Raw genomic sequence first — 21,814 nt, 5'->3', positions numbered from 1 at the left:
TCATGGCTGTTTCCTGATAGTTTGAGTTATTACATTCAATAGAGAAGTATCGTTATTGGTATCAGCAAGCAGTTGCCAGATCATGACGCCACTGCCCCGTTGCATTGCTACCTCTGTTTTCGCTTTAATAGTAGGCATGCCATTGTAATATATGGTGCCGCCATTGTTGGGTAACGCCATCTCGTCTTGCGTGGCAGCGCCAGGGAATGCCGCAATGATATCTTTGTAGCTCATTGACTGGTAACGTTTGCTGGTATCAGCGAGCGGACCAAAACCGTAACCATAGAACGGAACGCCAACTACCAGCTTTTCTTTGGGCATATTCCTTTCCTTACTCCAATAATCCAGGTGGTCTGTCACGTACGACATAGGAGAATGCTGACCTGGAGCAGACGGACGCCAGGGACCTGTTTTATCGTAGGCCATCAGGTTTACGAAGTCGAACTGGGAAAGCGCCCGGTCGGAAATGCGGTTCCGGGTGTAATATGCGAGTGCTGCTGTCAGTAACTTGCCGCGTTGATGCAATGGGTTACTTAATGCTACCACGAAATTCTCATAGTTATCATCAATATCATCCCCTTCTATATCTACATCAATACCATCTAAATTATACTTATCCAAAAATGCTATAAAATTGCTTACTACCTGCGGCCTGTAAGCGTCCGACAACAGCCTGGCATAGTATACATGCCTGCTGCCGCCGCCACAGGACATCATTACTTTTACATTATGCTGGTGTGCGATCTGTACCACGGTGTCCAACGCCGGTATGGGCTTGAAAACGCCGGTGGTATCGGGGTTAATGAAGGCAATATTGAGATGAGTGAGCTTATCGAGATCTACCTGTTCCAGGTCTGCTACAATATTGCCGCGGGAAAATATATACCCGATAACCTTAAACTGAGCCTGTGATGTATGCATAACAGACAGTAACAGGGCAGTAGCAGTGAGCAGTTTTACCAGTTTCATTTGAGCGTATTGAAGATATTAGCAGTTAAGGAATTTTGCCCGGTTACATCATAATCACCTGTCCAGATATAAGCGCCGAGGAAACCATTTTGTTTCAGCCAGGCAGCTTTTTGGGTTACTAACGGAACGCCATTGAAATATACTCCTTGTGCAATCGCAGCAAATTCTTTGTCGGCTGCCGCAGGCACAGCAGCCAGGATGTCTTTGTAAGGAATATAGTTATAAGACGACCAGCTCAGGTTGTTGCCGTTAGCATCCAGTGTGAGATAACGCAGCCCGAAAGCGGGAATACCCATCACGATTTTGTTAGCCGGCAACCTGGATTTCCAGAGATTGGCGCATTTTACAAAATAATCGAATCCTGACGGTTGTCCAAGCGGTTTTCCCGGCCCTACATGCTGGCCGTCTTCATAAGCGTGGACGTTGATCCAATTGGCGGAGGAGAGGTCCGGATAGCGGTCGTAATAGGTAGAGCCGGCCACGGTAACGGTAAGGATGGCATTATTACCTAATGCAGCTCTCAGATCATTAAGCAGTAGCCCGGTGGCTGCGATGTTGGCATTAATAATAGCGGTGCTGGCGTTAATGTCGGCCATCAGGATATCTACACCATCCATCTTTTTGGCGGCTACATAGCTTTTGATTGATTGTACCAACGCGGCTCTTTTGGCGGCATCGGTGGCTACAGCGCCAAAATTGTTGCTCTGGCTTACACTCCATCCATCGGCCGATAAGGCCCCGCTTACGCTTAATAACACCGGTACGCCGGCCATATGCGCACGTCCTACAATTTCTTCTGCTTTACGGAAAGGCTCTCCTTTGGAAACATCCATATTTCCAGCCGCGTTGATGGTAGCCACTTTATAAGCCAGGTGGGTCATCGTGGCAAAATTAATATACTTGTAGCCGGATGTATCGCTGATGTAGGCCATTACCACGTTATTAGCCTGTTTTCGTTCATAGCTGGCCGGTATTACGAATACATCCCTGTAACGTTTGGTTGTATCTCCCTGGTAGCTGACGTTAACGGCAATACGATAGGCGCCGCCTTTCTTTGAAACGAAATAATATTGCTTATCGGTTGACACGATAGAGTCGTTGACTTTCCAGTTAATATTCACTTTATCGCCGGGCGAGTATTGCAGGCCGGTAAAAGCCAGCGTATCTCCGACACTCAGCACGCGCACGCTGTCGCGGTTTTCAGGAAACAGCGAAACCTCGTTGAATATCCTTGGCGTAAAAGGGCGCCCTTTTGCCTGCGAGTCTGCTTCGTCTTTTTTACAGCCTATTGTGGCAAAGAGAGCAGCGATTAATATTTGGCTATAATATCTTTTCATCGATTATTTTTTTTCGGTTGATAACAAGCTTATTCCTTATCCCACCACACACGTTTAGTCCAATCATCTTCCCCGATACGCGAAACGGCAGCTTGTACGTTAACGGCATTCTGTTCTTTTTCCGACAATGGATACTGGAAACGACGGGGAATAGTCAGCGATGTGGATTCGTTATTAGGAGTGGCTTTTAACTCGGGATATCCTGACCGGCGCCAGTTTGCGAAAGCTTCAGGCCCGTTCAGCATCAGGGCAATCCACAGCTGGGTATTGATCTGTTTCAGCTCTGTACCTGCCTGCAGCGGATTTTCGTCAAGGAACCGTGTAATAGCGGTATCGGGAACTACCGGACCACCGGGATAGAGGCTGAGTTGTTTCATAGCAGCTTCCACACCGTTACGGTAATGAGTGTTGGCATCGTCGCCCAGGCTAAGCCCCAGGCGGACTTCCGCATCTGCCAGCAATAGCTCCGTTTCGGCATAGGTAAGGTGCATAAAAGGTGCATTATTACGTATAAAACAAGTATTCAGCTCACATTTTATATCGCCGTTTACAGCGTTGTAATTTGTTCCGTTGGCCAGTTTGATGGTAACAGGACCAACCCAGTCGTCGTACACATATTTCCCGGGGTTAGAACCTACCAGGCCAACTGCCGAGGCTTTTACCTGCTCCGTGATGTCCTCCCGCTCAAAAGGTTTCATAGGCGAATTTTGTTTGTAGCAGCGAGGGATATAGTTGATACGTGGATCGTTGGTGTTTTTAAGCTGGTTAAGGAAAGTGCTGATGATCTTAGGCATACCGGATTGCTGATTAATAGCCACCGAAACGGAGTTGCCGCGAACGTCTGAATAGTTATTCTGTATGTCAAGGTGCCTGGTCATGCAGATTTCTGCATTGCTGCTGATCACGCCGCCGGCAAAAGCTTCGGTTATTTCTTTCTTAGCCCTGTCGGGGTTGCGTTTGGCGATACGCAGCGCCAGGCGGATACGCAAAGAGTTCGCAAATTTCTTCCAGGAGTTGATATTTCCTTTATAGAATACTTCGTTGGCGACTTTATCTTTAGCCGGGTCGAGCTGTGCGGCGGCTGCTTTTAATTCGTCGAGAAAGTTATTGTAGATATCTTCCTGTTTGTCGTATACGGGCCTTTTTATTTGTGTGTAATAGGCTGTAGCGGCTTCTGAATAGGGGATGTCGCCATATAGATCCGTGATCCTTGCAAAGGTATATACCTTCATGATACGGCAAATAGCATTCAGGTTCGTTTGGCCTGGTACGTTATTCGTGCGTTGTACCGCATCTACAATATTTACCACATCATTCTGATAACTGTTTTCCCACATTACCCACAAACGGGTGGCGTCTTTTACATACATCCCTCCTACCCTTGCATAATATGCCGCGCCTAGCTGCTGAACCAGCGGCATTAATACAATGCTATTGGTACGTTCTTGTGTGGACAGGTCGCCTGAAAACCACAATTGTGCAAAGATCAATTGGTTTTCAGGATTGATCTTACTCGACTTCGTCGGATCGGTATTCAGATCGCCAAACTTGCTGCAGGCAACGAGTAGCAGCAGCGGCAGTGTATATAGAATATTTTTTTTCATAGCTGAAAGAATTACCTGTTAGAACTTGACATTAAGGTTGATACCCCATCCTCTCCTGGACGGCAATGAGCCATATTCCAGGCCCTGGCCATTGCTGTTATTGTAGTTGGAATCCGGGTCTACGTTTGGAATATCCTTGTAGATGATGAATGGATTGCGCGCTACGAAGCCGAACTGGGCGTCTTTCATATGCAGCATGCTGCTGACATTGCGAGGTAAACGATATGATAAAGTAATGTCGCGAACTTTTACATAGGTAGCTTTATAGATGAATGGAACGGCAATACCGTTACCATCGGAATAATAGCCACCCCAATAAACAGAGGGGTCTACAGCCCTTGTATTTTTGGCATACTGCGGTTTTCCATCGGCATCTACACCGGTTTGAACAACGCCTTCCGGAACATAACCCCTTACCATACCTGCTGCGCGCCATTCTTCCGGCGTTTTCTTCTGGGCCAGGCGGTCTTGTTCCGATTGAATCCATTCTTCACGGCCCGGCAGGGTTTTTACACTGCTGCCCCTTACAACCGAGAACAGGTCGGTCATGGAGAAAATATCGGCGCCGTATTTCACATCGAAATTGGCATTAAGACTGAAGTTCTTATAGTTAAAACGGCTGGATAATCCGCCGGTCCAGTCAAATACTCCTTTGCCCAGTACGCGCCTGTCGGTAGTCGGTATAGGATTTAAAGTAGTTGGATTAAGAATAATGTTGCCTTCGGGATCTCGTTGGTAATCATAACCCAGGATAGCGCCGTATCTCTGCCCCGGCATGGCAGCCACTAAAAGTCCCAGCCAGCGCGCCTCTGAAAGGGCGATGAAAGGAACATCCGGCGCCAATGATTCTACATTGTTGACATTCCGGGCGAAGTTAACAGATACATCCCAGCTGAAATTCTTCCTGGAGATAGGGGTGCCGGAGAGCATCAACTCTATACCCTTATTGGTAATCATACCGGCATTGATGATCTGTTTTGCGAAGCCGGAGGAAATAGGGGCCGGCACAATATTGATCTGATCCCTGGAATGGGAAGTGTAATAAGTTCCGTCGAAAGTAAGGCGGCCATTGAAGAATTTCAGGTTTACGCCTGTTTCGAAGGAGCGGGTCCTGGTTGGTTTAAGATCGGCATTCGGAATTATTTTGGTAGAGATGTTAGCAGGCTGTGAACCGTTGAAAGACAACGGGTACAGGCTGTAATAAAGATCCAGCATGTAAGGATCGGTATCGCTGCCCACTTCTGCCCAGGAGGCCCGGAATTTACCAAAGCTCAGGATCTTGCTTTTGATGTTAAAGGCATCGGTGAATATAAAGCTGGTGGACAATGACGGGTAGGTATATACGTTGTTTCCTTTAGGTAAGGTAGATGAACCATCTGTTCTGATGGTACCGTCGAGATAGAGGAAGTTCCGGTATCCCAGGGTCACTAACCCGTAGGCAGAGCGTACTTCGCGGCGGATGTTGTTCTCTTCGATGCTTTTATCCTGGTAGCTGTTGATACTTTTTACGTCGGTTACCGTCATATTGGAAAAGGTGCCGGTTGTTCCTTTGCGGAAACGTTGGTTGAGGCTTATTCCTGCACGCGCGGAGAGGTCGAGCACCGGGCTCAGTTTATGCGTGAATGTTGCCATCAGGTCTGCCTGGTTGGTGGTGTATTTCTGATCCAGGGTGTTCATCATGCCGGAAAGAGCCAGTGGCGTGGTTTTAGGACTGTATTTCTGATAGCCCAGGAAGGTAATATCTGTTGAAGCTCTTGCCAGCAGGCTGAAAGATTTGCTGATTGTGATGTTGGCGTTGAAGGAACCGGTGAGGCGGTCTTTATTGGTGACATTCGACATTTCATACAGCACCCAGTAAGGATTGAGCCGGTATTGGCCACCGCCCCATTCTACATACTCGCCGGTTGGCGATTTATAGGTAGTGCTGAAAACCGACTGGTCTACGTTGTTGGCAAGTCCGTTGAAGTTCTGGCCGATATTCGTAGGGGCGTCGCCGAGGCCCTGGCGGTTGTTTACGCGTTCGTTCAGGTAGGTTGCGCGGGCGTCGAGATCCAGTATTTGTCCGAATTTGGAGCGGGCAGAGAAACTGAAGTTGTTGCGACGGATATCGCTGTTCGGAACAATATCCTGGTACCGGAGGTCACTCGCCGAAAAGCGGAAATTTGACCTGTCGTTGCCGTTAGTAAGAGAAAGGGTATTGTTAAACGAAGATCCTGTTCTGAAGAAGCTTCCAAAGTTATTTTTGGCAAGGGCATAAGGGCGGGAAACACCGTCGAAACCGATGATATTGACGTTAGGGTCGAGCCGCGGGCCGAAGTTGGTGAACATCGTGTTTTGTGCCTGTTGCTGATCCTGCGGCAGTTGCCCGTTCATCCCCTGGCCATAGAGGTATTGGTTCCCGTTTACTTTGGTAAGCTGATTTTCTATAGTGGATGTGCTATTGAGTTCGATCCCTAGATCTTTTGATTTAGTTCCTTTTTTAGTGGTAATGAGGATTACCCCGTTGGCCGCGCTGCTGCCATATAAAGCAGAGGCAGAGGGGCCTTTCAGTACGCTGATTTTTTCGATGTCGTCGGGATTGATGGCGGAAATAGCGTCGCCCATGTCTACCCCTTCCGCGAATTTGGTGTTGCCTACCTGTCCGTAATTGGAATTATCCATGGGGATACCATCGATCACATAGAGTGGTTGGTTATTGCCGGTGATGCTGGTATTACCGCGGATGATTACACGTGAGGAGCCGGAAGGGCCGCCGGCGGTGGAGTTGATCACCAGGCCGGCGACCTTGCCGGCGAGGGAGTTGATCACATTTGTTTCTTTGGCTTTATTGATATCATCGCCATTTACTTCGGAGAAGGCGTATCCCAATTCCCGTTCTTCCCTTTTGATGCCGAGTGCAGTGACTACGACATCTTTCAGGTTTTGAGTACGGGTATGCAAGGTGATATTTACAGGCTGAGAACTGCCACGGGAAACGAATCCCTGGCGATCGTACCCGATCATCTGAACGATGATGCTGTCGCCGCTGCGGGCCTGGATAGAGAAGCTGCCGTTGGCCGCGGAAATGCTATGTTGGTTTAGATTTTTGTTGGACACTGTGGCGGCGGGAACAGCGTTCCCGCTTTCGTCCGTAATTTTCCCTTTGATAAGGCCGGGCGATTGTGCCGCGGCGTAGTACTGGCACAAAGACAGTACAGTTGCACAGCAGCAGATGTGCTGTAATTTGACAATAGCATTCATAATGGTGGCAATTTTGGTTGTCGTTATTGCAATCTGTACACGCAATAATTTGAATAAATACTTGTCTGATCTTTACTGTTCCAATTAGGGGGATGACACTACCTGGTGGTAACAATGATGAAAGCGTGATAAAATAGGCTTCACCCAATATTTTCGTTAACGTACACGGATCTTGACCTAAAAAAAGAATGCGCTGGGCAATCTTGCTTCTGTGTACATTGGATTTGCTAAGAAAAGAAGATTTGCATTATTTATATTTTAAAATGAATAAGCGGTATTAATTCTGGTTGATGCTGCAGCAGTTTCTTTTTCGGTTGCCGTTGTTTTGCTGCGATTGCCTGTAATCGCTTCTCTCCTTTCTCTATGTCGTGAAACCAGGTGTTGTTTTATAATAAATTAACAGGTTCGTGTACGTTAACGATTTTTTTGATTAAAAAAGGATCATACCTTGATCCTATTGGTTCCGTTAACGTACACAATATAGTAATAATAATTTAACAGGCAACATTTTTTTTAGTTACGGTAATTATGATAGTTCTCCCGGGTAATGATATCGATGGGCATATGTTGTATTTCTTCGACCGGCAGGCCGAGGACCAGGGAATTGTAGAGTGCCATGATGCCTTTATGACCTTGTTCCTGTGGTTTTTGGCAGATCAGGAAATCGATGACCGACTTTTCCAGGTATTCGATATTTTCGGCGAGAAAGTCGTAGCCCATCAGGCGGATGTTCACATGACCGGCTTCTTCCAGGAAGCGGGCTACCGTAGCAACACGGGAGTTAGTGACAAATATTACATCAACTTTATTTTCCTTCAATGTTTTTGTCAACTTTGATTTTACGGATTGGTAGTCCGTTTGGCGGATATCTGTTTTGAGCAGTTGGACTGGTCTTTTATTGCTTCTGAAGTATGCCCTGAAACCATCTTCTTTTTTCAGGAGGTGATGATGGTGGCCCATTTCTTTGGAGATGTTGACGATCAGTATCTGTTGTTGATCCTGTACCATGTAGTTGATCAGGTGGGCGGCGAGGTAGCCGCTCTGGTAAAGATCCGGGCCTATATAGCTTAACCTGTCTTGTCCTTCCATGTCGGAATTAATGAAAACGTAAGGAATTTGAGCGGTGTGGCATTTTTTTAACAGCTTCAGCGATTCTTCTTCAAACATGGGAGCAAATAAAACACCGTCGAAACCCTGCTTAATGATGTTGTTGGCCTCTGTAGTAAAGGTGGTTTTATCATTCTGATCAAAAAAGAATACCTGTACCGTTACCCCGAAATCGCGGATTTCGTTAGCGGCTTGCTTAATGCCTTGCAGGGGGGCGTTCCAATACCCTGTTTCGGTAGATGCTGCAGGTATCAGCACTGCAAATTGCCAGCTACGGCGGGAGGCCAGCCGGCGGGCCATCATATTAGGCTGATAGTCCAGCTCTTTTATGATCTCCAGCACCCTTTCCCGGGTTTTGGCCGCTACTCCACTGCGATTGTTTAACACCCTGTCTACCGTGCCGATAGATACATTTGCCCTTCTTGCAATCTCTTTCACGCCAACCAGTGCCGTTGCTGTAGTCTTTTTCATTAATTGATTATTGAGGTATTTCCAAAATCTCTTGGAAAAATAAAAATAACATTTATTTTTGTGTACGTACACGAAAATTTAATAAAAACTTGTTATCCCTTCAAAAAACTACCTGGAAAAGGTAGTCTTGTACTGTTTCCTCCTGATCGCTCCTGGTGGATTGTTAGCCTTCTCAATTACCGACGCTTTTAGTTTTCTCCTGTATTCACATTTAAAACTACCCGAAAATGAAAACAAAACTTGTATTGGCAGTCGCTTTATCTGTTTTTACGATGGCTTGCAGCAAGCATCAGTTGTGGTTTACCGTAAAACAGCCCAGCGCGAAAACAACCTTACTTTCCGCCCCTGCCGGATTTAAAGTGGTGGCCTATTTGCCGAAGTATACGAGCACCTTGGCCGACCATATTAATGCATTTGATTTTACCAGGGTAACTCACATCAACATTGCCTTTTTTAATCCGGATGTCAATGGCAACTTCCCTGCTTCGCAAGGCACCGGCCTGGATACTATCGTATCAAAAGCTCATGCTAATGGGGTAAAGGTACTGATCTCATTAGGCGGAGGCTCCAACCAGAGTCAATATGCCAACCTGCTTACCAGTGCCAACAGGGGGGCTTTCATTACGAAAGTTGTCAACCTGGTATCGCAGTACCAGGTAGATGGTATAGATGTAGACCTGGAAGGCGATAACATCGACAGTAATTATGAGCCGTTCATCACAGGGTTATCGGCCCAGTTGAAGCCGGCCGGCAAGCTATTGACCGCTGCTACTGCCTGGTGGACCCGTGCCAGGGTCACAGATTCCTGCCTGGCCGCTTTTGATTTCATCAATGTTATGGCATACGATAAGGCAGGCGACGAACACTCGCCCTACAGCTATGCTACCCAACATCTTAATTACTGGAAAAACGACCGGGGTTATCCAGCGTCCAAAATCGTGATAGGGGTGCCTTTTTATGGTTATTATCCTTTAGGTAGCGGCCAGGGATCCATGACCTTTGCACAGTTGGTAACACAGTATCCCGGCTCCGAAAATAAGGATACCGTGAAACGTACGGACGGGAATGTTGTAAACTACAATGGCATTACCACTATTCAGAATAAAACTGCATTAGCGGCTGAATCGGCCGGCGGTATTATGTTCTGGCAGGTGTTGCAGGATGCTTCAGGCGCTAACTCTCTACTTAAAGCCATCACAGATAAGCTGGATATTAACAACGGCTGGACAAACCCTTATGTTACCTGGAAGTATAACCTGGGAAGTACCGCCAGCGCTACCTTTAGTGATTCTACAGCCGTTAAACAATCTGTGTCGGTTAAAGGAGCTCCCGGTTTTCTGCCAGCGCCTTATTATGGTTCCAGCCGTGTATTTTTGCCTGCCAGTTGCGGGGGCTATTTCCAACTGCAACCTGGCGCCACTCCAAAAGTAAAGCTGGCAGCCAGCAGTACCAACACGCCGGCTAAGATCAGCTGGTATAATGTGGATGAAGCCCGGGCAGTGGCCACCGTCTCTTATACGCTAACCCTGGATGCCGCCAATACCAACGGCCAGCTTATCATGCCTTTCGGTTACAGTACTACTACCAGCACAGTGTTCAATAATACAAACCAGCTAACCGGGACCAACACACCGGGCGTATTTGGCGCCATCCGCCTCGATTTCTACGGAGGCAGTTACGCTACCCTATCCTATCGTACTAACACCTATACATACACGGTTATTAACAATAACGTGTTTAATAAGGTAGGAACCTATAAGATCGAGATCTATTGCAATAATAGTAGCGGCAGTGCAGCGTATGCAAAAGGTGGCGGTAGTTATACGCTTCCTGCTCAAACTTATAATGTATGGGTAAATGATGTGATGATGCAAAGTGCAGCTTCAATCGTTAATTTCCCTGCAACTGGCGAATTGTCTACCGGCAGTGTAATCAACAGTTTTGCATTGAATGCTTCAGGTAATACAGGTACCAGTTCTCCAGTAACCTCCCCGAATTCACTTCAGGCAACGATCTATGATATCAGTATGATCTACCGGCTAAAGAATTAACTATGGAGATACAGACCCCGGATCTCTTTAAATCCGGGGTTTTATAACTTTTTTTCGGTTTTTTGTAAAAAAACCTATTTTTGCCATCCCAAAGCAAAAGGGATATTCCTCCTTAGCTCAGTTGGTTAGAGCATCTGACTGTTAATCAGAGGGTCGCTGGTTCAAGTCCAGCAGGGGGAGCTAAAGCGTTGAAATTCAAAACACTAACGAACGCTAACGAACTTTAAAACCCGCGCTAGTCGCGGGTTTTGTCGTTTTATGGAAATTTTGAGGTACATCCGAAATACCGTTAGAAACCGCTGATTTTCGCTATTTATTTTCGGAAAATTTTCGGAAAATTTTCGGATTTTACCCCCGTTTTTTGATAAGGTATTTCCCGCCAGACTGTCGGGGCTAGCTTTTGAACTGAAGACTCTGGAATCGATGTTTTACCCTTATTAAAGTTTGTTGGGCAATTCTCTATTCTGAGGATGCCAAAAATTAAGACAATACCAGCATTAGAAGAAGTAGTTGGGGATGCCTTTATAGAAAATTACCAGAACTGCCATCTTTAACAAAGTAGGCGGTAAACTACATTATGAAGATGATATTCGCACTAACTTTAGGACTAGCCCCAAACATCCAAATACGCTTGTACCTTTCCGGCGCAGCTTCTCAGTCCGGGCAACATTATCGGCCTAGTAATCCTTTTGTCCTGGCGTAAATGTATAGTTCCGCGTCATCCGAACAATCAACTTTTCGTCGAATGTTTTTGAGATGGTTTTTCACGGTATATGGGCTGATATGCAATTTTTCGGCAATCTGCTTGATCGAATAGTGATAACAAAATCCTTGCAATACTTCCGTCTCCCGTTTGCTTAGAATCCGGTCTTCATATGCAGGAAAGAAAAGGTCATCCTTCACTTGGTGATATATACCGTTTCCTACGCTCTTGTGGATTCGATATAAAACCGAATTGTCCGTTTTATAAGGCGTGATATCGAAAAGATAGCCGCAGACTAACGTCGGTAGCTTTTCATCAATGGAATGTAAAAAGAAAGATTTTTGCAGAACCGTTTTTATGTCTCCCTCTTTAGTTTTTACCCGATAAGTACACTCGAATAAGTAATCAGGAATTTCATTGATAGGAACGGAAGATAAAAAATTCAAGTTGGTCGGAAGCACTTGTTGGTCATACACATCTAAATCCGCTTTATCCCATAAGCTAAGTCCGGCTTCCAACCCCCCTTTTAAAAGATAAGAGCTGTTATACCCTGTCAGGCTCCGGCTGGCTGCTTCATCAAAATGGAGATACTGCTGGCGTGAGTAGTCCAGTAGGTAAGCGCTGGGGTTGCCGTACTGAAAATGATTGCCATACATAGGAATATGACTGTTGTGGGCTGTATCCACCAACGGCCTCTTTAGCCAATCCAATGAGGGCGTGTCATGAGACTTGACTTTTCTCAGGAAGTCGAAATAACTGGTCGGCTTTGACAGGATTTGCTCAGAAATCTTTTCGCCATTATTCGTCTATATCGTCAAAAATGCTACGTGTTGAATCGATTTTCTCAGAAGCCGAGATTTTTCCTGGCTTTCTTGCAGGACGGACATCTGAATTATAATTGTTTTCCTCCATCCACTCTTTTGTGTAGCTCCGTTCTTCATCAATGGCTTTCGTGATACTTTCGTCTTCACTATATATTCTTTCTAATATTTTCAAGGAATATAAGAATTCATCCATGTAACTTTCTGCATTATTATCAGATCTGTTGAAATTCGATTGCCATTCGTAACGAACATTGCGGAGGTTTGGAATAAGTTCATCTTTCGTGGATTTTATTAAATCATTATATTCTTCGGCAGGTGAAAATCTCCTTCATTTCGTCATTTTCTAACGCATAAACGTCATTTATACGATCCTAAGAAAAAAGCTATAATAGATTGCTTTCCGCTGCACCGGTTTCTTTTTATACTTTCATACTGTTCTTTATGTTCATCAGGGTTGCAAATTCTATAATTTCCAGTTGATTGAGGGGAAACGCTGAAAATCGCAGCTAACCTCCAACTAGCTTGAGGATAAATTCACCTGGTAGCTCGTGCTACGCCCTCCTGCTTTGCCGGCAAGAACGAAGGCTCCAATCTCCAAAAGCTGCTGCATATCTCTTGTTGCGGTGGCCTTTGACGTTTTAGTGATCCCAATATATTTTCGGGCATTCATTCCACCTTCAAAACCTTTCGCGCCTTCTTCCAACATTCTCCTGATAACGGCAAGCTGACGATCATTCAGCTTATCTTTGAAACGATCAAAAAACTTCGTTTTCTTCAACGTAAAGTCTATTTGGGTTTCCGCTTCAATTTGCGCATCCAGGGATACTCTTACGAAATACTCTACCCAAAGCGTTACTTCGTTTGATTGCTGCGCTCGTTCAAGCGATGCGTAATAGTCTTTTTTATTCGCCTCAATTGTTTTGGACAGGCTTAGCATGACGGGTCGGCCTATCGTTTGAGACAATGCTTTTTCCGCAATAGCACGGCCGATCCTCCCGTTACCATCTTCAAAAGGATGGATCGTTTCAAAATACAAGTGGGCGATTGCAGATCGAATCGGCGCTTTCCTGATTTCGCTCTTACCCCCGGGCCCTGTGTCGTTAAACCATTCTACAAACGCTTTCATTTCCTTTGGTACTTGTGAAGATGGGGGCGCTTCAAAATGCACCTTTTCCTTACCCATAGCCCCCGATATTACCTGCATCGGCTCTTCGTGTGTTCTCCACGTTCCTACTTCAATCCTCTTGTGTTCTCCGAGCAGCATTTTATGCCATGCAAACAACTTTTCTTCTGTTAGAGGCTCCTTGAACGTTTTCCGAATATCGATCATCAGTTCTCCTAACCCCGCAGCGGACTTATCCTTTATGAACTCGGGACTGTGATGCAGCCCCAGGTTTTTGCGTATAGAAGATAACACGTCTTTCCGGCTTGGGTATTCTCCCTCGATTTCGGAAGTCTTGATCGCTTCGGCCAGGATGACGTCAACGATGGCCTCCTGCCTGGTTTCTTCAGGCAGTCCCTCAAGAATGCCTGACACCCGGCCTACCTTTTCGGAAAATAAAAGCAATTCATCCTCCACTCCGTCGAGCGAGTATTTGAATCTGGGCCAGTCTTTATGTTGCCAATTGTATGTTGCCATGAGCCGATTATACCATATATTCGGCTCAAATATAATAAAAAAATGAGCCGATTAGCTAAGTTATTCGGCTCACGAAATAGGAAATATCTTAGAATTGGTTTATTTGTGTTTATTTTTTGGTACTTATAGTACGGTAATTCATCTTATTTTAAACTGAAAGAGGACTTATCAGCTCTCAAAAACCTCACTCCGGCAGATCGGCAATCGCCAGTAAATCCTCTACGAGTTGGTTAGATAATCGTCCAGCAGGGGGAGCAGAACTAGAAAGGCTTTCAACGGATAACGGTTGAGAGCCTTTTTTTCATTTGCACAGGATTTGCTCAGAAATCTTTTCGCCATTATTCGTCTATATCGTCAAAAATGCTACGTGTTGAATCGATTTTGTCAGAAGCCGAGATTTTTCCTGGCTTTCTTGCAGGACGGACATCTGAATTATAATTGTTTTCCTCCATCCACTCTTTTGTGTAGCTCCGTTCTTCATCAATGGCTTTCGTGAATACCCTGGTGGGCTAATCATAACAAATGCGTTCTCCCGTGTGTCCACAAAATGATGATCTTTTAGACGATTACGTACTGCCTTATATTCTTCATAACTGGCAACAAAAATGGCAAAGTCTACATCTTTAGTTTGGCGCATTCGTTTGTTTCCCCGGGTATACCAATATTCCTTCGCAATTGCGCCAATCATGTAAAAGTCTATATTCAGTTCTGCAAAAACTTCCTCCAATACATCGAGGACTTCTTTTAGATGCTCAAGGCTAAGCTGCTTCAATATGAACTTTTAAGTGTGTGTCATAAATTAATTTCGCTGTTTCAATGCACCGAGGATCGTCGGTTATAAGTAGATCGGCATAGACTAGCAATGGAGGTACTGTTGGCTCCTGCCAGAACTTCTCATATAATAGAACGTCCCCTTTTTATCGGGTATTAGTCCTATCGTATTCCCTTGTTTTGCAGTAAAACCTGGTCCGGTTTGCGTTTAGCTAATTACCAAATAAAATCCAGTATTATATGTAATTGCATATAAATAGGTTGAGTTATAAAGAATTATATGCAAATGCATATAATATTCCTAACCTCGCATGTTCATTTTCCGGATTTTTATATTACCAGTAAACTTCCCATGCAGGAACCGGATTTCCTGTTTGATGTGCAGGATCTCATGACGCCTTTCATTGCCAACAGAGTAGCCACAGTATTTAACCTCAATGCCGGCTCTTTTTATCAAAGAAATGAGATTTTCAGGCAGAAGAGGATAGGCCTCAAGATAGCATTGGCGGCGTTGATCAACGGAGGTGAGGGCAAATACAGGTAGTGGAAAACAATAATGAATAGGTAGTAAGAAGAAGAACATCAAACAATAGCTACTAATAATGATTTTTCAGCAATAAAACGGACAAAGAAAAAACGCTAAATTACTACCTGAAAAAGCCCTTGCCAATGTTATCAATAAAGAAAGAAAACAGCCAATCGGAATTTCATAACAAGGCTAAAGACATTTGGATGCGCTACAGTAGCTCTCTTCCTGCAGAGGCGTTTGAGGCAATTCAAATAGAACTTTACAAGGAGATATTCCGGTACTTTCTACCGGAGAAAGTTTATTATTTTGTATTCAATGTAAAAGAAGCCGAGTTCGATTATTTAAGCCCCGATATTAAGGATGTCTTGGGTTTTGACAATACCATCGATACCCGGTATTACCTGGAAAGAATTCACCCGGATGACAGGCCATATTTCTTACGGTATGAAAAACAGTACAGAGATTTCGTTAAAACCTTACCTGTAGAAGATTTTACGAAATACAAACTGAGTTACGATTTCAGGGTGATGAATAAAAAGGGAAAATATATCCGGATCCTTCACCAGGTCAGCATCCTGCAATACACAAATGAGAAAGAGATCTACCGGACGCTATGCGTTCATTCAGATATCAGTCACCTGAAGAAAACAGGTACGCCCGAAATTGCATTTATCGGGATGAATGGAGCCAGGTCTATCTACCAGGAAGAAATTTGCCCCGAGTATAAGCCGCCTGTTAAACAACCATTAACCAGGAAAGAACAGGCCATTTTCGACCTGATAAGGCAGGGGAAGAAAAGTAAAGAGATGGCGGAGATGCTGAATGTAAGTGTTTACACTATAAACAATCACCGCAAGAATATTCTAAAGAAACAACAGTGCAGGTCTTTACAGCAGTTATTGGCAGGTGCATAAACTTACTCCAGCCGCTGGTGTTTAGTCATTAATTCCTGGATATTCCTGCATCCTGTTTTTGCCAGGATATGTTTTCTGTGCGTATTTACGGTATGTTGACTGACGAAAAATAATTCGGCTATTTCCCTCGATGATTTGCCTAATAGAAGACATTCCAGTACTTCCTGTTCCCGCTCACTCAACTCGAATACAGAATCGCAACGCTTAACCGGATAAAAATCTTTAAAGTAATAACTTGGCTCCCCGTCGTACCCTACGATAGCGAATTGAGGTATATTATGCTTCTTTAAAAAGGTTATATCCGTGTGTACGCAGATACTATGCAGGAAATCGCGATCATCATGATCGATGATCATTGTTTGATGCAGAATGCGCCTGTATTTGCCGTTTTTATGACGTATCCTGAAATCATATCTCAGCTTATATTTATTGATCTTTTCCCTGGGTAGTGTTGCAATAAACTTCCCATAATCCTGTTCAAAACGCAGGAAATGCTCCCTGTCATCAGGATGAATTGCCTCCAGTATTTGCCGTGCAGTAACTTCGTTATCCCGGTAGCCAAGAATGTTATACACTTCAGCGCTTATGTAATCAAATTCGATCGTGCTAAAATTAAAAATGAAGAAGTAGTATTCCCCGATCTGGAAGGCATCCATCATTTTCTTGTAAAAGGATGCATCGAGGAAATAGGTAGTAGAAGGGGGCTCGCCGTTAAACAGTCGCCACATTGCCCTGGCATTATCAAAAAAAGGTTGTTCCATATGCCACAGGAATATTAGTATAGGTTGATTAAGATCGGAATCGCTACGTAATTTAAGAAAAATGGATGAATCGCCTTACATTTTGCTGTTAAATGCTATAGGATACCAGCCACTATAGTAACATTTTATAATAGGTAGAATATAAATTGCGGGTTAAAAAGACGGGATAATGGTGGGATTTACCTTAATGAACACCAACATAAAAAACGTTTCGAGCTTTAGCCCAAAACGCTTGCCGGTTGCAACGGCAATTCGAAAGTCAGACAGGTTTACAAACCAAGGAACCATTTGGTAGTTTCGATCCTGGAAGCCTCAGCTCCGATCTCAAGACGCCTTGCATAAATTTGCTGTGCTTTTACGCCGGCAGGATAGCGAAGCATATCCTTTCCGTCAGTTGCCGCGGTGAAAATAACTTCTGCGATATCAATAGGGTCGCTGGATTGCTGTATGCCGCCCATTGTCTGCTGTATCACGTTATCGTATAAAGGATGTGAAACAACGTCTGCGGATGTAAATAAACTGGTTTTCGTAGCATTGGGCGAAACGGTTTTGACTCCTATGCCAAACATCGACAATTCGATAGACAGACATTCGCTTAACCCTTCTAACGCCCATTTGGTGGCATTGTAGACACTGCTTAAGGGAAAGCCGGTAAGCCCTGCTATCGAAGTAGTGTTGATAAACAATCCACCTTTCTTTTCCCTGAAATATGGTATGAACGCCTGGATAATTTTTAACGGACCTAGAAAATTCGTATTAACCTGTTTTAATACCTGCTGCTCGTTAACAGCTTCCATAGGGCCAAACAAGCCATGACCGGCATTGTTTAATACAACGTCAATATTGCCCAGGGAGATGGCCGATTGCACCGTTGACTGAATTTGCCCGTCGTTGGTTACGTCTAAAGGAAGGATAATTACATTTTCCAGTGTATTTAACTCGGTTTCCTTTTCTGGCGTTCTCATTGTGGCTATGACCTTCCAGCCTTTAGCCTGGAATAGTTTGGCGGCATGTATACTACCGAATTGGTTCCGGAGATTAAAGCAACCAAGGAAAAACTCAAACTGCTATGGATAGCATGCGGGAATAAAGACGGGCTTTGGCGCGTTAGCGAAAAAGTTCACCTGTACCTGGCGGAAAAGGATATTCCTCATGTTTGGAGTGTCGACAGCCATGCTCATGATAATATTGAATGGGATAATAATTTGTACCGGTTTGCACAGCGGTTGTTCAAAAATTAACCCGGCAGCCTTAGCGCCATCAGGTTAGTTAATAACCAGGATGCTGCTAAGGCTGGCTATATAGCGTTTGTAATCATTTTCCCGGTTATTCTGACCTTAAACTTTTAACCGGGTTCACTAGCGTGGCTTTTACTGCCTTGTACCCGACAGTTATTATTACCACACAGAAGCTTGACAGGATGGCATAGATAAATATCTGCACTCCTATTTCGATCCGGTATGCAAAGTTTTGCAGCCAATTGTTCATAATAAGCCAGGCCAGGGGCGCTGCAAATATGAAAGCGATCAACAATAACTGGGTAAACTCTTTCCCAAAAATCCAGATAATGCTTTGTATGCTTGCACCTAATACCTTCCGGATACCGACTTCTTTAGTTTTCTGAGACGCAACAAAAGCTACCAGCCCATACAATCCAAGGCAGGAGATTATTATTGTTATTGTTGTAAAAAGCTGGATCAGTTGAAGCGTTTTATTATCCTGCTCGTAAAAGTGAGCGATCCGTTGATCAAGAAATTCATGTTGGTATATATTTTCCGGGAATACTGTTGTCCAGGACTTTTGAATTCCGGCGAGCGTTGTTTTCAGGTTTTGGGTGCTCACCTTAATCGCACAGGTTGAGTAATAATTAACTGCAGTAGTAATGCACAGCGGGTCAATCGCCGCATGAAGCGATTGGTTATGGAAGTCTTTTACCACTCCGGTTATCGAGCCCTTCTGATCATTGACGGTTATATTTTTCCCGATAGCATCTTCCTTGGAAATTCCCAGCCTTTTTATCAATGTTTCATTGACAAGATACTCGCGGATAGTATCCGATGGGTAGATATTTCGTCCGGCTACGAGCCTAAGCCCAAATAAAGAGAGATACTGATCGTCTGCCGCCTTGAATATTACGTCGTAATTTTCTTTCTGCGTTCTGCCTGCATATACAATTTCGAAATTATTGTTTTGTTCGCTGGCTGGAACCTGGTTACAAAAACTGATGGTCTTTACGCCCGGTAAGGCAGTCAATTCAGAGCGAAGGGCGCTTAGTTTTGTTTGTTCTTTGGCCGGAAGCGGAAGCATAACTACGGCATCTTTGGTGAAACCAAGGTCAGTTTTCCTTGTAAACTCCATCTGCCGGATAATGACAAGCGTGCCGATTATCAATAGTTGTGAAATGGCCAATTGCATAGTTACCAACCCCTTTCTTAATTTTATTCCTCCTACATGCTTTAACGAGAGCTTCCCTTTTAAAGCCAACACGGGCTGGAATCCGGCTAATATAAGACCTGGATAGGTACCCGATATAAAGGTTATGAGAATTGTCAATGCTGCCAGGAACAGTAAAACGGAACGATCATAAAGGAAACTGATATTGAAGGGAATGCCCGATAAATTGCTTACAAACGGTAAGCTTAAAATTATCAATATAAAGGCAAGGCAGGTAGAAGAAAAAACCACAAGCGCTGTTTCGGCAACAAATTGCCAGAACACCTGGTAACGTAAGCTGCCCAGCGCCTTCCGGATGCCGATTTCCTTGGATCGGCTTAGCGCCTGGGCCGTAGCCATGTTAATGAAGTTGAAGGATGCTGTTATGATGATAAATATTGCGATCAGAGACAGCGCCCAGATATCTTTCTTCGGCATTACACCATCGAAATTGATATCGGAATGAATATCCGATAATGGTTGCAACCTGAATTGCCATTCTTTTTGATAGTCGCCCTGGTAATGCCTGTTCGTAAATTCAGGAAAGGCTTTGTTGACAGTGGAAGCTAAAACACCTTGCTTTAGAACTACAAAACATTGCTGTTCATGTGCATAGCCTAACCAATTTTCCTGTGCAACCCACGGATTATGGTCTTTCAGGTTTTTATAAGATAGATAGATTTCCTGCCGTCTGTCGGTATTCTTGGGGATGTCTTGTAAAATGCCGGTGATCTGGAAATCGAGCTTATTATCCAGCCGGATCGTTTTGCCTATTGGGTTCTCATTGCCAAAATACTTCCGGGCAATCCTGTTAGTTACAATTGCTGTATTGGGCTCCGAGAGGATATTATTTCTATCGCCGGTTATTAACGGAAAATTAAAAATCTTGAAGAAATCGGGTTCTGCAAAAGCTACCCCTTCTTCTTCCTGGAATTTGTTATCCCCGGTTCTGTAAGGAAGAGAGATTTGCCTTTTTTTCCTGACATATACCATTGCTGTTTTTTCAAAGAAAGGATATTCACGCCTGAAAGTATTGCCAACAGCGGATGGAATACCAGGGCTGTAGGTGATCTGCTCCAGGTGATCTTCTGTAACAATGCGGTAGATACGATTTTTTTCAGGGTGAAAGGAGTCAAAGCTCAAATGGAATTTGATAAGCGTGAAAATAAGAATAGCACAGGCAATTCCCATGCTTAGTCCCAACACGTTAATAGCCGTATTGGCTTTACTGCGCTTCAAGTTCCTTAAAGCGATCTTAAAGTAATTTTTCAGCATGTTAGAGTTTTCACAACAACGTTGCCATATTAACAAAAGGCCGGTAATCGGGCGATTTCGTGTCGTCTGCGGGAAAGAGGCGTCCGTATTCGGACGGTCGCTGTCCGGATTTGTTGAGGTAGGGAAGTTTTATTGATAAATTTTGATGCCTAAATCGGTTTTTATCCGATTATCTAGGATTTTTTTTACATGTTGCTGTGATTTTTTAGGTATATAATCGGAAAAATTCCGATTTTTTGTACCAAAAAATTATCAGAAATGACATTCAGGGATGCGGTGCAAGAGTACGCAGAAGAACCACTCACGAGGCAAATTATGATGGATTTGTTAAGGACTTACAAGCGCCCTAACGATAAAATAAATGAATTGGTAAAAAAGGGCGAACTGACAAGTATAAGAAGAGGGCTTTATGTAGCTGGTCCTAAAACCAACATTGCCAGACCCGAACCTTTTCTTGTTGCAAACCACCTGCGTGGACCGAGCTATGTATCCATGGAAACAGCACTTTCTCACTGGAGGCTAATTCCTGAACGGGTATTCGAAATCAGTTCTCTTACTACCAAAACATCGAAGATTTATAAAACCCCAATGGGTAGATTTAGTTATATCAACGCACCACTACCCTATTACTCTTTTGGCATAAAAAGCGTCCAATTAACTCCAAAACAGGTTGTTTTGATCGCCTCACCAGAAAAAGCGCTGTGTGATAAGATAGTTACAACAGCGGGTATTATTTTACGAAGCTCCAGGCAAACAGCGGAGTATTTAATCGATGATCTAAGAATCGATGAAACTAAATTACAGGAGCTTGACTTGGCGGCAATTACTTCCTGGGTTAAAGATGCTCCTAAGAAAGAAAGTTTATCTATGCTAGTAAAAACAATAAAGAATCTATGATCAAAGAATGGATTCAGGAATATAATCCCCAAGATAAAGATCAAGCCGAATCCGCATTGCAGGAGATTATGCAGGAAGTAGCCCTGGCAGGTTTGCAAAGAACTGGTTTCTTTGAAAGAGCTGCCTTCTATGGAGGCACGGCCATTAGGATATTCTATGGTTTAAACAGATTCTCTGAAGACCTGGACTTTTCCCTGCTTGAATCAATTGATCGATTTATTGAGAAAAAAAATTGATACAGTGTCCTTTGACAGAGTCCGGGACGATATTGTAAGGTTTATTCCCGACA

General features: G+C 44.2%; 18 protein-coding genes, 1 tRNA gene and 1 pseudogene. 7 read left to right on the top strand and 13 right to left on the bottom strand.

Annotated features, from left to right (window positions below):
* The 5 genes from BLV62_RS16915 to BLV62_RS16895 form a co-directional block, all read right to left on the bottom strand.
* Entirely contained in the window at positions 1-969 is a 969-nt protein-coding gene (locus BLV62_RS16915) for a glycosyl hydrolase family 18 protein (protein WP_089763148.1), read from the bottom strand.
* Positions 966-2,306 (bottom strand): glycoside hydrolase family 18 protein, encoded by a 1,341-nt coding sequence (locus tag BLV62_RS16910; RefSeq protein ID WP_089763147.1) that lies wholly within the window; start codon positions 2,304-2,306, stop codon positions 966-968. Before BLV62_RS16910 ends, BLV62_RS16915 begins: the two co-directional genes overlap by 4 nt.
* Positions 2,307-2,335: 29 nt before the next feature.
* Positions 2,336-3,910, bottom strand: coding sequence for a SusD/RagB family nutrient-binding outer membrane lipoprotein (locus BLV62_RS16905; RefSeq protein ID WP_089763146.1), 1,575 nt, complete (start codon positions 3,908-3,910; stop codon positions 2,336-2,338).
* A gap of 18 nt (positions 3,911-3,928) precedes the next feature.
* Positions 3,929-7,150, bottom strand: a complete 3,222-nt coding sequence (locus BLV62_RS16900) for a SusC/RagA family TonB-linked outer membrane protein (protein WP_089763145.1) — start codon at positions 7,148-7,150, stop codon at positions 3,929-3,931.
* A 513-nt stretch (positions 7,151-7,663) separates the two neighbouring features.
* Positions 7,664-8,728, bottom strand: coding sequence for a LacI family DNA-binding transcriptional regulator (locus BLV62_RS16895; protein WP_089763144.1), 1,065 nt, complete (start codon positions 8,726-8,728; stop codon positions 7,664-7,666).
* 227 nt (positions 8,729-8,955) lie between these two features.
* Between BLV62_RS16895 and BLV62_RS16890 the strand changes: the two genes are divergently transcribed.
* Together BLV62_RS16890 and BLV62_RS16885 are read left to right on the top strand one after the other, a co-directional pair.
* Complete coding sequence (locus BLV62_RS16890) at positions 8,956-10,779, top strand: glycosyl hydrolase family 18 protein (RefSeq protein WP_089763143.1); 1,824 nt, start codon at positions 8,956-8,958, stop codon at positions 10,777-10,779.
* A gap of 106 nt (positions 10,780-10,885) precedes the next feature.
* A tRNA-Asn gene (locus BLV62_RS16885) sits at positions 10,886-10,959 on the top strand.
* Positions 10,960-11,448: 489 nt separating this feature from the next.
* Here BLV62_RS16885 and BLV62_RS16880 read toward each other — a convergent pair.
* The 5 genes and pseudogenes from BLV62_RS16880 to BLV62_RS28995 form a co-directional block, all read right to left on the bottom strand.
* A complete protein-coding gene (locus BLV62_RS16880; protein WP_139170236.1) occupies positions 11,449-12,168 on the bottom strand; it encodes a response regulator transcription factor in 720 nt (239 codons plus the stop codon).
* A 112-nt stretch (positions 12,169-12,280) separates the two neighbouring features.
* Positions 12,281-12,499, bottom strand: coding sequence for a hypothetical protein (locus BLV62_RS16875; protein ID WP_089763141.1), 219 nt, complete (start codon positions 12,497-12,499; stop codon positions 12,281-12,283).
* Positions 12,500-12,823: 324 nt separating this feature from the next.
* The gene (locus BLV62_RS16870) at positions 12,824-13,945 is read right to left on the bottom strand and encodes a Fic family protein (protein WP_089763140.1); all 1,122 of its coding nucleotides are present in this window, start codon (positions 13,943-13,945) and stop codon (positions 12,824-12,826) included.
* Positions 13,946-14,291: 346 nt separating this feature from the next.
* Positions 14,292-14,717 carry a hypothetical protein gene (locus BLV62_RS16865; RefSeq protein WP_089763139.1) on the bottom strand — a complete coding sequence of 142 codons (426 nt, stop codon included), beginning with the start codon at positions 14,715-14,717 and terminating at the stop codon, positions 14,292-14,294.
* Positions 14,704-14,850, bottom strand: a pseudogene (locus BLV62_RS28995) (type IV toxin-antitoxin system AbiEi family antitoxin); the annotation flags it as partial. The gene BLV62_RS16865 and the pseudogene BLV62_RS28995, both read right to left, overlap by 14 nt.
* A 152-nt stretch (positions 14,851-15,002) precedes the next feature.
* On the opposite strand from BLV62_RS28995, the gene BLV62_RS16855 reads away from it, so the two are divergent.
* The gene (locus BLV62_RS16855; RefSeq protein WP_139170234.1) at positions 15,003-15,260 is read left to right on the top strand and encodes a hypothetical protein; all 258 of its coding nucleotides are present in this window, start codon (positions 15,003-15,005) and stop codon (positions 15,258-15,260) included.
* A gap of 125 nt (positions 15,261-15,385) precedes the next feature.
* Positions 15,386-16,159, top strand: coding sequence for a LuxR C-terminal-related transcriptional regulator (locus BLV62_RS16850; protein ID WP_139170232.1), 774 nt, complete (start codon positions 15,386-15,388; stop codon positions 16,157-16,159).
* Between the two features lie 2 nt (positions 16,160-16,161).
* Here BLV62_RS16850 and BLV62_RS16845 read toward each other — a convergent pair whose 3' ends face one another.
* Positions 16,162-16,920: a LuxR C-terminal-related transcriptional regulator gene (locus tag BLV62_RS16845; RefSeq protein ID WP_089763136.1), complete on the bottom strand. Its 759-nt coding sequence runs from the start codon at positions 16,918-16,920 to the stop codon at positions 16,162-16,164.
* Between the two features lie 269 nt (positions 16,921-17,189).
* Complete coding sequence (locus tag BLV62_RS16840) at positions 17,190-17,936, bottom strand: SDR family NAD(P)-dependent oxidoreductase (protein WP_089763135.1); 747 nt, start codon at positions 17,934-17,936, stop codon at positions 17,190-17,192.
* On the opposite strand from BLV62_RS16840, the gene BLV62_RS16835 reads away from it, so the two are divergent.
* Positions 17,931-18,161, top strand: a complete 231-nt coding sequence (locus tag BLV62_RS16835; protein ID WP_089763134.1) for an alpha/beta hydrolase — start codon at positions 17,931-17,933, stop codon at positions 18,159-18,161. The genes BLV62_RS16840 and BLV62_RS16835 overlap by 6 nt on opposite strands.
* 85 nt (positions 18,162-18,246) lie before the next feature.
* Here the strand turns inward: BLV62_RS16835 and BLV62_RS16830 are convergent, their stop codons facing one another.
* Positions 18,247-20,628 (bottom strand): ABC transporter permease, encoded by a 2,382-nt coding sequence (locus tag BLV62_RS16830; RefSeq protein WP_089763133.1) that lies wholly within the window; start codon positions 20,626-20,628, stop codon positions 18,247-18,249.
* A 258-nt stretch (positions 20,629-20,886) separates the two neighbouring features.
* Between BLV62_RS16830 and BLV62_RS16825 the strand changes: the two genes are divergently transcribed.
* Both BLV62_RS16825 and BLV62_RS16820 read left to right on the top strand, forming a co-directional pair.
* Positions 20,887-21,525, top strand: a complete 639-nt coding sequence (locus BLV62_RS16825; protein WP_089763132.1) for a type IV toxin-antitoxin system AbiEi family antitoxin domain-containing protein — start codon at positions 20,887-20,889, stop codon at positions 21,523-21,525.
* Positions 21,522-21,761, top strand: a complete 240-nt coding sequence (locus tag BLV62_RS16820; protein ID WP_211117828.1) for a nucleotidyl transferase AbiEii/AbiGii toxin family protein — start codon at positions 21,522-21,524, stop codon at positions 21,759-21,761. Before BLV62_RS16825 ends, BLV62_RS16820 begins: the two co-directional genes overlap by 4 nt.
* Positions 21,762-21,814: the final 53 nt, after the last annotated feature.

It is taken from the genome of Chitinophaga terrae (ex Kim and Jung 2007), assembly GCF_900107795.1.
Classification (GTDB): domain Bacteria; phylum Bacteroidota; class Bacteroidia; order Chitinophagales; family Chitinophagaceae; genus Chitinophaga; species Chitinophaga terrae.
This window is presented reverse-complemented; position numbering and strand designations above follow the sequence as displayed.